Source organism: Microbispora sp. NBC_01389, assembly GCF_045040095.1.
Classification (GTDB): domain Bacteria; phylum Actinomycetota; class Actinomycetes; order Streptosporangiales; family Streptosporangiaceae; genus Microbispora.
The window spans coordinates 1,543,353-1,554,146 of the sequence record NZ_CP109552.1 but is presented as its reverse complement, the minus strand read 5'-3'; the positions used below and the strand labels follow the sequence as shown (position 1 = coordinate 1,554,146).

General features: G+C 72.4%; 9 protein-coding genes, 1 tRNA gene and 1 pseudogene. 6 read left to right on the top strand and 5 right to left on the bottom strand.

The features are described from left to right. Positions 1-111: 111 nt before the first annotated feature. From OG344_RS06885 to OG344_RS06875, 3 genes and pseudogenes are all read right to left on the bottom strand, one after another. Positions 112-1,284: pseudogene (locus OG344_RS06885) on the bottom strand (RNA polymerase sigma factor); the annotation flags it as partial. A gap of 168 nt (positions 1,285-1,452) precedes the next feature. Then, positions 1,453-1,791 (bottom strand): YciI family protein, encoded by a 339-nt coding sequence (locus tag OG344_RS06880; RefSeq protein ID WP_405087476.1) that lies wholly within the window; start codon positions 1,789-1,791, stop codon positions 1,453-1,455. Between the two features lie 158 nt (positions 1,792-1,949). Continuing rightward, entirely contained in the window at positions 1,950-2,483 is a 534-nt protein-coding gene (locus OG344_RS06875) for a helix-turn-helix domain-containing protein (RefSeq protein ID WP_405087475.1), read from the bottom strand. Between the two features lie 85 nt (positions 2,484-2,568). Between OG344_RS06875 and OG344_RS06870 the strand changes: the two genes are divergently transcribed. Further along, positions 2,569-2,919, top strand: a complete 351-nt coding sequence (locus tag OG344_RS06870; protein ID WP_405087474.1) for a hypothetical protein — start codon at positions 2,569-2,571, stop codon at positions 2,917-2,919. 61 nt (positions 2,920-2,980) lie between these two features. Next, a complete protein-coding gene (locus OG344_RS06865) occupies positions 2,981-4,000 on the top strand; it encodes an alpha/beta hydrolase family protein (RefSeq protein ID WP_405087473.1) in 1,020 nt (339 codons plus the stop codon). Between the two features lie 63 nt (positions 4,001-4,063). On the opposite strand, the gene OG344_RS06860 is transcribed toward OG344_RS06865, so the two are convergent. After that, a complete protein-coding gene (locus OG344_RS06860; protein WP_327048454.1) occupies positions 4,064-4,366 on the bottom strand; it encodes a hypothetical protein in 303 nt (100 codons plus the stop codon). Positions 4,367-4,541: 175 nt separating this feature from the next. On the opposite strand from OG344_RS06860, the gene fdh reads away from it, so the two are divergent. From fdh to nrfD, 3 genes are all read left to right on the top strand, one after another. Next, positions 4,542-7,715, top strand: a complete 3,174-nt coding sequence (fdh, locus tag OG344_RS06855; RefSeq protein ID WP_405087472.1) for a formate dehydrogenase — start codon at positions 4,542-4,544, stop codon at positions 7,713-7,715. Further along, positions 7,708-8,457, top strand: a complete 750-nt coding sequence (locus tag OG344_RS06850) for a 4Fe-4S dicluster domain-containing protein (RefSeq protein ID WP_405087471.1) — start codon at positions 7,708-7,710, stop codon at positions 8,455-8,457. Before fdh ends, OG344_RS06850 begins: the two co-directional genes overlap by 8 nt. A 91-nt stretch (positions 8,458-8,548) precedes the next feature. Continuing rightward, positions 8,549-9,484 (top strand): NrfD/PsrC family molybdoenzyme membrane anchor subunit, encoded by a 936-nt coding sequence (gene nrfD / locus OG344_RS06845; RefSeq protein WP_405087469.1) that lies wholly within the window; start codon positions 8,549-8,551, stop codon positions 9,482-9,484. A 17-nt stretch (positions 9,485-9,501) separates the two neighbouring features. Here nrfD and selD read toward each other — a convergent pair whose 3' ends face one another. Then, positions 9,502-10,569, bottom strand: a complete 1,068-nt coding sequence (gene selD / locus OG344_RS06840; protein ID WP_405087468.1) for a selenide, water dikinase SelD — start codon at positions 10,567-10,569, stop codon at positions 9,502-9,504. Positions 10,570-10,607: 38 nt separating this feature from the next. Here selD and OG344_RS06835 point away from each other — a divergent pair. Then, positions 10,608-10,700, top strand: a tRNA-Sec gene (locus OG344_RS06835). Positions 10,701-10,794 lie beyond the last annotated feature (94 nt).

Here is a 10,794-nt window from a genome sequence, read left to right as displayed (position 1 = left end):
GACGCCGCCGACGCTTCCGATGCCTCCGATATCCGCGACGCCTTCGCCCCCCACGTCCCCGGCTCCTCCGACGCCCGCGACGCCGCCGGCACCGTCGGCGGCGTAGGTCGCGGCGCGCCGCAGCAGGACCTCGCGTTCCGGGGCGTTGCGGGTGAGGGACGCCGCGCGCTCGAACTCCGCGCGGGCCTCGTCACGTCGGCCGAGCCGGGCCAGCAGGTCACCGCGTACGGCGGGCAGCAGGTGATAGCCCGCGAGGGCCGGTTCGCCGGTCAGCGTGTCGGCCAGCGCGAGGCCGGCGTCCGGCCCGTACGCCATGGCGAGCGCGACCGCGCGGTTGAGCCGGACGACCGGTGTGGGCAGCACCTGGACCAGCGCGTCGTAGAGGGCGGCGATCCGCGGCCAGTCCGTCTCCTCCGCCGTGGCCGCCCCTGCGTGGCAGGCCGCGACGGCCGCCTGCAGCACGTACGGCCCGAGCGGCCCACCGGCCTGCCGCGCCCGCAGCAACGCGGCGAAGCCGCGCCGGATGAGCAGCCGGTCCCAGCGTCCCCGGTTCTGCTCGTGCAGCACGACCGGTTCCCCGGACGGCCCGGTGCGGGCGGCCGAGCGCGACTGCTGGAGCTCCATCAACGCGACCAGGCCGTGCGCCTCGGCCTCGCCGGGCACGAGCCCGGCCAGCAGGCGGCCGAGGCGCAGGGCCTCCAGGCAGAGGGACGGCCGCATCAGGTCGTCGCCGGCCGTGACCGAATATCCCTCGTTGAACACGAGGTAGACGACCTCCAGGACCGATGCCAGCCGGGCCGTCCGATCCGGCTCCGACGGCACCTCGAACGGCACCCCCGCGTCGGCGAGCGCGCGCTTGGCCCGGACGATCCGCTGGGCCACGGCGGTCTCGGTGACGAGGAAGGCACGAGCGATCTCGTCGGTGCGCAGGCCGCCGACGAGTCGCAGCGTGAGCGCCACCCGGGACTCGGCCGACAGCACTGGATGGCAGGAGACGAACATCAGTCGCAGGACGTCGTCGCCCACCTCTCCGTCGACCGCGCCCAGAACGTCGTCCATCTCACGGGCGTCGTCGCCGGGACGCGTGGCGAGGTCGTGGGCGAGCCGCTCCTGCCCGCGGCCGTGCCGGTCCTCCCTGCGCAGGTGGTCGACGGCACGTCGTTTGGCGACGGCCGTGAGCCAGGCGCCGGGATTGTCCGGGGTGCCCGACGCGGGCCACTGCTCCAGCGCGGCGAGGACCGCCTCCTGCGCCAGTTCCTCCGCGAGGCCGACGTCGCCGACCATCCTTGCGAGACCGGCGACGATCCTCGCGGACTCCAGCTTCCAGACCGCGTCGATCACACCGCGTTCGTCACGGGAAAGGTCGTCACGGGGAGGGTCGTCGCGGGACGTCACCCGGCCGATCAGAGCATCCGTGCCGCTCACCGCGCAACCCGGGTCCGGCGGCCGGCGTCAGCGGGGCGCGTCCTCCGGGCCGAACACCTGCTGGACGGCGCCCTCACCGTCGCCGACGATCTTCCAGAAGCGGCGGGCCAGTTCGATCGCCTCCTCGCGAGAACGGGCCTCGACCAGCGCGAAGCCGACGACGGCCTCCTTCGACTCGGCGAACGGGCCGTCGGTCACGGTGACCTCGCCCCCTCGGGAGGTCACCCGTAGGCCGCCCGGCTCGAGCCCGCCCGTGGCCAGCAGCACGCCGGACCTGGTCATCTCCTCGATGAAGGCGCCCATCTCGGCCATCATCGCCTCGTCGGGAGTGGAGGAGGTGCTCTTGGTGGTCATCAGGAAGCGCATCGTGGTGTCTCCTTGTGTTCACTGTGCGGGCCGATCGCGCCGGTCCGCCTTGTCTCACCTACACGTCGTACGGGCGCGGGCGAAACAGACACCACCATCTTTCTCCCTCTGACCAGGGCTTCTCTCCTCGATGTGACAGGGAATGCGCACACGTGATCTCACGCGGTGGGCCGGGCGGGCATGACGATCGTGGAGTGGATCCTGCGGACGCGGCCGGGGGCGGGCTGGTTGGCGAGCCGGGGACGCAGGACCGCGGCCAGATCGCGGAGGAACTCCCGGAACTCCTCGTCACTCAGATACATCGCCACCTGCCGGTAACCCACCCCGTCCCGGCCGAGGTCGAAGTCGTCGCGGTCGAGATACCGGTCGAAGTCGGCGAGCAGCGACGCGACGAACGTCATGAACGCCTGCCGGTGGTCGTCCGCGCCGAGCCCGGCCGCGTCCTCCGCGGTCACGTGCGCGTTCGCCGTGCGCAGCCGGTAGGACCGCTCGAACGTGCCCCTGACCTTCCGCTCCGCCACAATCTCGATGATCTCGCCCTCCACGAGCGCGGCAACCTGGCGGTACAGCGTGGCCGTGGGCACATCGGGCAGTTCCGATCGCAGCTCTCCCGTCGTCAGTGTCCGGTCGCCGAGAAGCGCCTGGACGATACGTAGCCGGACGGGATGGAGGAGCAGTTCCGCTGTGGCCATGATCCTATGTTCTCACAATTGACATCATTCTCATAGTCGATAACAATGGCCTCGTACACGACAGAAGCGACGAAGGAGCCGCCCCATGAGCACTGTGACCATCACCGCCGACGCCGTAGCCGTCCGCCTGAGCGCCGCGGAGAAGGTCGGCGCGCTGCGCGGGGACCTCCGCGTGCCCCGCTCGGCGGTCCGGTCCGTCGAGGTCGTCGAGGGCGTGCCGCTGCGGGCCGTCCGCGGACTGCGCACCGGCCTCGCCATCCCGGGCGCACGTAAGCTCGGCACCTGGCACCGGCCCGGTGCCAGGGAGTTCGTGGACGTGCGCGGCGGCCAGGCGGCGGTGCGCATCCACCTGGAGGGGCAGAAGTACGACTCGCTGCTGCTCGGCGTGGACGACCCCCGGGCCGTGGTGGCCGCACTGGCCCCCACCGGGGCGTGAGGACCCCCCGAGATCCACACTGGCGGCGACACAGAACGACACGGAAAGACACGGTCAGGACATGCGCGACATCGACCTCACCTTCGACTCGGCCGGCCAGCGGTTCGCGGGCACGCTGACGCTGCCCGAGGGGGACGGCCCGTTCCCGGCCGCCCTGCTCCTTCCGGGCTCCGGGCCGGTCGACCGCGACTCCGACCATCGGCGGCTTCCGCTGAAGGTGACCCGCGAACTGGCCGAGGCGCTGGCCGCCGCCGGGATCGCGACGTACCGCTACGACAAGAGGGGCGTCGGCGCCAGCACGGGCGTGTTCCTCGCGACGGGTTTCCTGGAGGGCATGACCGACGCCGCCGCGGCACTCGCCGCGCTGCGCTCACGCCCGGAGATCGATCCTTCCCGGGTCGCGGTGGCCGGGCACAGCGAGGGCGCCCTGATCGCGGCGAACCTCGCCGCGACCGCCGAGCCGATCGCCGAGCCGGCCCCCGAGTCGGCCCCCGAGTCGGCCGGAGAGCCCGGCGGGTCCGAGGAAGGGGCCGGAACCGCCGCCCGGCCGGTCGTGGCGGCAGTGGTGCTGCTGTCGCCGTCCGCCAAACCGGGTGCCGAGACGCTGCGGTGGCAGGCGGAGCGCCTGGCGCCCTCGATGCCGGCGCCCGTCCGGTGGCTGCTGCGGCTGACCCGCACCGACCTGGTCACGAAGGTGCTGAAGAACCACGAGCGGATCCGCCGTACGACCACGGACGTCGCCCGGATCGGCGGCGTGCGGATCAACGCGCGCTGGACCCGCGAGTTCCTCGATCACGACCCCGCCGCCGACCTCAAGGGGATCCACGCTCCGGTCCTGGCCGTCACCGGGGAGAAGGACCTCCAGGTGGATCCCGCCGACCTGGCCCGGGTCGCCGAGTTGGTCCCGGGGCCGGTGGAGACCCACCTGATCCCCGACCTCGACCACATCCTGCGCCGGCAGCCTGGCCCGCCGTCGCTGCGCGCCTACCGCCGTGAGGCGCGGGAGCCGGTCGACGCGCAGGTGAAGGGCCTCGTCACGGGCTGGCTCGCCGAACGCCTGTCCCCGGACGCCCACCCCTGACATCCGCACGCCGGGCCCCCTCGCTCTCCGCTTCGCCGGCGACGCCGGCGGATGATCCTCGGATCAGTCGGCGTCTTTCGGCGTCTGGGCCAGGACCTGGTCGGCGGTCGCCGCCACCACGGCCGCCGCCGTGGAGATCTCCCTGACCTGCTCGGCAGGCAGGGCGCGCAGCACCTTCTCCAGGGCTTCCAGATCGGCCTGGTAGGCCGCCGCCATCGCCGCCTGCGCCCTGGTGGTCCGTCCCGCCTGGTCGACCGCCCGGCCGAGAGCCCGGCCGGCCCGTTCGACGACGGCGCCGAACTCCCGCGCCGCCTCGACGGCCACTTTCTCGATGTTTCTCGCCCACTCGGGCGGTTGGTCGCTCATCGCCGTCCTCTGCGTGGAGGTCTTTCCCGTGCGGTCTTCCCGTAGGCACGACTCGCCCCCGGAGTGTGCCGGATCAGGGCCTAATGCCCCCCGTACGGGCACTACACCCGATCACCCGCAACCTTTGGGAGTTCTTCGTGATTGAAACCGGAGTGCCTGGGGCAATAGAGGCGTCATGGGTGCTGGATGGCTCTCCCGATGGCCGGTGATCCGGCAGCTCAAGGGAGAGGACGGCAGGGGGCGGGCGGCGCGCTCGCCACGTACGGACGCCCTTCGCCCCAGGGTGGAGGACGCCGACACGGTGGCGCGCTCCGTCTGCCCCTACTGCGCCGTGGGCTGCGGCCAGCTCGTCTACGTGAAGGACGGGAAGGTCACCCAGATCGAGGGCGACCCGGCCTCGCCGATCTCACGCGGGCGGCTGTGCCCGAAGGGGTCGGCCAGCAAGCAGCTCGTCACCCATCCAGGCCGCCAGACGAAGGTCCTCTACCGCAGGCCGTACGGCACCGAGTGGGAGCCGCTCGACCTCGAGACCGCGATGGAAATGATCGCCGACCGGGTCGTCCGGACCCGGCGCGAGACCTGGCAGCAGACGCACGAGGGTGAGGAGGTCAGGAGGACTCTGGGCATCGCCAGTCTGGGCGGGGCGACGCTCGACAACGAAGAGAACTACCTGATGAAGAAGCTTTACACCGCCCTCGGCGCGATCCAGGTGGAGAACCAGGCGCGCATTTGACACTCCTCCACCGTCCCCGGTCTGGGGACCAGCTTCGGGCGTGGCGGCGCGACCCAGTCCCAGCAGGACCTCGCGAACGCCGACTGCATCGTCATCCAGGGCTCCAACATGGCCGAGTGCCATCCGGTGGGGTTCCAGTGGGTGATGGAGGCACGTCAGCGCGGCACGAAGGTCTTCCACATCGACCCGCGGTTCAGCCGGACCAGCGCGTCGGTGGACCGGTATCTGCCGATCCGCGCGGGAAGCGACATCGCGCTGCTCGGCGCGCTGATCAACCACGTGCTGTCGAACGGGCTCGACTTCCGCGAGTACGTCCTCGCGTACACGAACGCGGCGACCCTGGTGAACAGGGAGTTCCGCGACACCGAGGACCTCGACGGCCTGTTCTCCGGCTATGACGAGGAGACCGGCAGGTACGACCCGTCCACCTGGGCGTACGAGGGCGACAGGCCCGAGGAGGAGGAGCTCACCGAGGGCGGGAGGCACCACGCGGAGGCGGCCGGGTCCGACTCCTACGGCGCGCGCGGCGCGGGCGCGAGCGCGTCGCCGCCGTCCGACCCGACGCTGACCGACCCGCGCTGCGTGTACCAGATCCTCAAGAGGCACTACTCCCGCTACACGCCGGAGATGGTCGAAGAGCTGTGCGGCATCCCGCCGGAGCGGTTCCGGGAGCTGGCCGAGGCGGTCACCGCCAACTCGGGCCGCGAGCGGACCACCGCCTGGGTCTACTCGGTGGGCTGGACGCAGCACTCGGTGGGCGTGCAGTACATCAGGGCCGCCTCGATCCTGCAGTTGCTGCTCGGCAACATGGGCCGTCCGGGCGGCGGGATCATGGCACTGCGCGGCCACGCCAGCATCCAGGGCTCGACGGACATCCCGACGCTGTTCAACCTGCTGCCGGGATACATCGCGATGCCGCACGCCCATCGCCACGACGGCCTCGACGACTACCTGGAGCGGGAGGGCTCCGACACCGGCTGGTGGGGCAACCGGCGGGCGTACGTCGTCAGCCTGCTCAAGGCGTGGTGGGGCGACGCGGCGACCGAGGACAACGACTACCACTTCGACTACCTGCCGCGGCTCACCGGCGACCACGGCCACTACTCGACGGTGATGGGCCAGATCGACGGAAAGGTCAAGGGGTACTTCGTCGTGGGGGAGAACCCCGCGGTGGGGTCGGCCAACGGCAAGGCGCAGCGGCTCGGCCTGGCCAACCTCGACTGGCTGGTGGTCCGCGACCTCGTGATGGTGGAGACCGCGACGTTCTGGAAGGACGCGCCCGAGATCGAGACCGGCGAGCTGCGGACGGAGGAGATCGGCACCGAGGTCTTCTTCATGCCGGCCGCGACCCACGTGGAGAAGGAAGGCACCTTCACCAACACCCAGCGCCTGCTGCAGTGGCGGGAGAAGGCGCTCGACCCGCCGGGGGACTGCCGCAGCGACCTGTGGTTCTACCACCACCTCGGCAAGCGGATCAGGCGGCGGCTCGGCGACGACGAGATCGACCGCCCGGTGATGGAGCTGACCTGGGACTACCCCGAGATCGGCGAGCGGCGCGACCCGTCCGCCGAGGCGGTGCTGCGGGAGATCGGCGGGGTGGACGCCGACGGCCGCCCGCTGGCGTCGCTGCGCGAGCTGAAGCCGGACGGCTCGACGAGCTGCGGCTGCTGGATCTACTGCGGGGTGTACGCCGACGGGGTCAACCAGGCCGCCCGGCGCAAGCCGCACACCGAGCAGGGCCCGGCCGCCCTCGAATGGGGCTGGGCCTGGCCGGCCAACCGGCGCATCCTCTACAACCGCGCCTCGGCCGACCCCGAGGGCCGCCCGTGGAGTGAGCGGAAGAAGTACGTCTACTGGGACGCCGAGCAGGGCAGGTGGGCCGGCCCCGACGTGCCGGACTTCGAGGAGGACAAGGCGCCCGGCTACGTGCCGCCGGAGGGGGCCAAGGCGCAGCACGCGCTGGCCGGCACCGACCCGTTCATCATGCAGTCGGACGGCAAGGGCTGGCTGTACGTGCCGTCGGGCCTGTCGGACGGTCCCCTGCCCACCCACTACGAGCCGCACGAGTCGGCGGTGCGCAACACGTTGTACGGGCAGCAGGCCAACCCGGCCCGCCGGACCATCGACCGGCCGGAGAACCCGTACAACCCGGCGCTTTCGCCCCGGTTCCCGTACGTCTACACGACGAGCCGGTTGACCGAGCACCACACGACCGGCGCGATGAGCCGGCCCCTGCCGTACCTGGCGGAGCTCCAGCCCGAGGCGTTCTGCGAGGTGTCCCGCGAGATGGCCGAGGAGATCGGCCTGGAGAACGGCGGCTGGGCGACGATCGTCACCGCCCGCACCGCGATCGAACTGCGCGTGCTGGTGACCGGGCGGGTACGGCCGCTGCGCGTCAACCGCAGGACCGTCCATCAGGTGATCATGCCCTACCACTGGGGCTACGGCGGGGGCGGCGTGGTCACCGGGGACGTCGTCAACGACCTGGTGTCGGTCGTGCTCGACCCGAACGTCTACATCCAGGAGAGCAAGGCCGGCACCTGCGACGTCCTGCCGGGACGGCGCCCGCGCGGCCAGGCGCTGCTCGACTTGATCGAGAGGTACCGCGATGGCTGAGCGCGTTGGTTTCTTCACCGACACGACCATCTGCATCGGCTGCAAGGCGTGCGAGGTGGCCTGCAAGGAGTGGAACGACGTGCCCGACGACGGGTTCGTGTTCCGCGCCACCTCCTACGACAACACCGGCTCGCTCGGCGCGAGCACCTGGCGGCACGTCGCGTTCGTCGAGCAGGACGGCCGCTGGCTGATGATGTCGGACGTGTGCAAGCACTGCACCCACGCCGCCTGCCTCGACGTCTGCCCCACCGGCGCGTTGTTCCGCACCGAGTTCGACACCGTCGTCGTCCAGCCGGACGTGTGCAACGGCTGCGGCTACTGCGTGCCCGCCTGCCCGTACGGCGTGATCGACCGCCGGGAGGACGACGGCCGGGCGTGGAAGTGCACGCTCTGCTACGACCGGCTGCGCGGCGGCATGGAACCGGCCTGCGCCAAGGCGTGCCCGACCAAGTCCATCCAGTTCGGGCCGCTGGACGAACTGCGGGAGCGGGCACAGGAGCGCGTCGAGCGGCTGCACGCCGAGGGCATGACCGACGCCCGGCTGTACGGCGAGAGCCCCGACAACGGCGTCGGCGGCACGGGCGCGTTCTTCCTGCTGATGGACGAGCCGGAGACGTACGGCCTGCCGCCGGACCCGGTGGTGACCACCCGCGACCTGCCCGCGATGTGGCGCTGGGCGGGCGGCGCCGCGCTCGCCCTCGCCGCCGGCGTGGCCGTGTGCTTCGCCGGCAGAAAGCCGTGATCGGTTCAGTGGGTTCGATGGGTTCGGGTTCGGTGGGTTCGGGTTCGGTGGGTTCGGGTTCGGTGGGTTCGGGTTCGGTGGGGAGGGTCTGATGCCGAAAGGCCAGGGCGAGGTGGTGCCGGAGGCGCCGTTCCGGTCGTACTACGGCCAGCCGGTCGTCAAGCAGCCCATCTGGCACGAACCCCACATGCCGACATATCTCTATCTGGGCGGGCTGTCCGGCGCCGCGGGCGCGATGGCGGCGGCGGCCCGCGTGGCCGGGCACGACCGGCTCGGGCTGGCCGCCCGGGCCACCGCCTTCGCCGCGGCGAGCGCCGGCACCGTCTTCCTCGTCGCCGAACTGGGCAGGCCCAAGCGCTTCCTGAACATGCTCCGCGTGTTCAAGCCCACCTCGCCGATGAGCGTCGGCTCCTGGACGCTGGCCGCCCACAGCGGGCTCACCGGCGTCGCGGCGGGCTCGGCGGTGACCGGCCTGCTGACCCCGGTGGGCGACGCCGCGTCGGTGGCGAGCGGCCTGAGCGGCCTCGCGATGGCGACGTACACGGCCGTCCTCCTCGCCGACACCGCCGTGCCATCGTGGCACGAGGGGATGCGGGAGCTGCCGTTCCTGTTCTCGGGGAGCGCGCTCGCCTCGGCGGGCGCGGCCCTGATGCTGACCACCCCCAGGGCGCAGGCGGGGCCCGCCCGCGCGGCGGCGGTCGCCGGCGCCGTGACCGAGGTCGTCGCCGGCGAGGTGATGGAGCGTCGTCTGGGCCTGCTCGGCGAGCCGTACCGGACGGGCAGGGCGGGCACGCTCATGCGGGCCTCGCGCGCGCTCACCCTCGGCGGCGGCCTGCTCGCCGCGGTCGCCGGGCGCAGCCGGACCCTCACGGCGCTGTCCGGGCTCGCGATCACCGCCGGGGCGCTGTGCACCCGGTTCGGCGTGCTGGAGGCGGGCCGCGTCTCGGCGAAGGACCCGAAATACACCGTCGTCCCCCAGCGTGAGCGCCTCGACGCCGGCCGCCCCGCCCCCGTCCCCGGCCGCTGACCTGGCCTGACCTGGCCTCAGGCGAGTCGTACGACGGCGGTCTCGCGCGGGACGAGCCGGCCGACGACCGGTGCGCCGGGGACCTCGCCCGCCACCAGGAGGCCGCCGGAGGTCTGCGCGTCGGCGAGCAGGAGCAGGTCCTCCTCGCCGAGGCCGCCCGGCTCGAGATGCGGGCGCACCCAGTCCAGGTTGCGGCGCGTGCCGCCGCTGACGAACCCGTCGCGTACGGCCTGCCGCGCGCCCTCCAGATAGGGCACGGCCGCCGCGTCGACCACCGCCGTGACGCCGCTCGCCCTGGCCAGCTTGTAGAGGTGACCGAGCAACCCGAAGCCGGTCACGTCGGTCGCGCAGCGGGCCCCGGCGGCCAGCGCCGCCCGCGAGGCGTCCCGGTTGAGCGTCGTCATCACCTCGACCGCCTGCGCGAACACTTCGCCGGTCGCCTTGTGCCGGGTGTTGAGCACGCCCACGCCGAGCGGCTTGGTGAGGGAGATCGGCGTCCCCGCCCGGCCCGCGTCGATGCGCAGCAGCCGCTCGGGGTCGGCCAGGCCGGTGACCGCCATGCCGTACTTGGGCTCGGGGTCGTCCACGCTGTGCCCGCCCGCGACGTGACAGCCCGCCGCCCGCGCCACGTCGAGGCCGCCGCGCAGCACCTCCCGGGCGAGGTCCATCGACAGGGTCTCCCTCGGCCAGCCCAGCAGGTTCACCGCGACGACCGGTTCGCCGCCCACGGCGTACACGTCGGAGAGCGCGTTGGTCGCCGCGATCCGCCCCCAGTCGTACGGATCGTCCACGACCGGGGTGAAGAAGTCGGCGGTGGCGACGACCGCCCTGCCCCCCTCGATCCTGACCACGGCCGCGTCGTCGCCGTCGTCCAGCCCGATCACCAACTCGTTGGCGTACGCCGACGGATCCGGGGCCACGAGCCCGGCCACGATTGTCTCCAGCTCACCCGGGGGGATCTTGCAGGCACAGCCGCCGCCGTGCGCCTGCTGGGTCAGCCGCAACCCGGCCCGTTCCGTCGTCTCGGTCATGCCGCCCCCGTCCGGGTCGTCGTTCACGTACGCCGCGCCGCCGCCGTGGGGCACCGCCGGGTCCCTACCCCGTTCCAGCTAGGTTTCTGCCTGGAGGTGTGTGGGTGCCTGGTGGCCCCCGCGGTCTTCAAAACCGACGAGGCCGAGGTTCTCGGCCTGGCGGGTTCGATTCCCGTCCACCTCCGCTCCTCGCCGGCCTCTGCGGCAGGCCGCCGGACTCGCCTCTCACGGCCGAAGCGGTGGTAGAACTGCCGCACCGTGGTCCGGATGCCGTCCCTG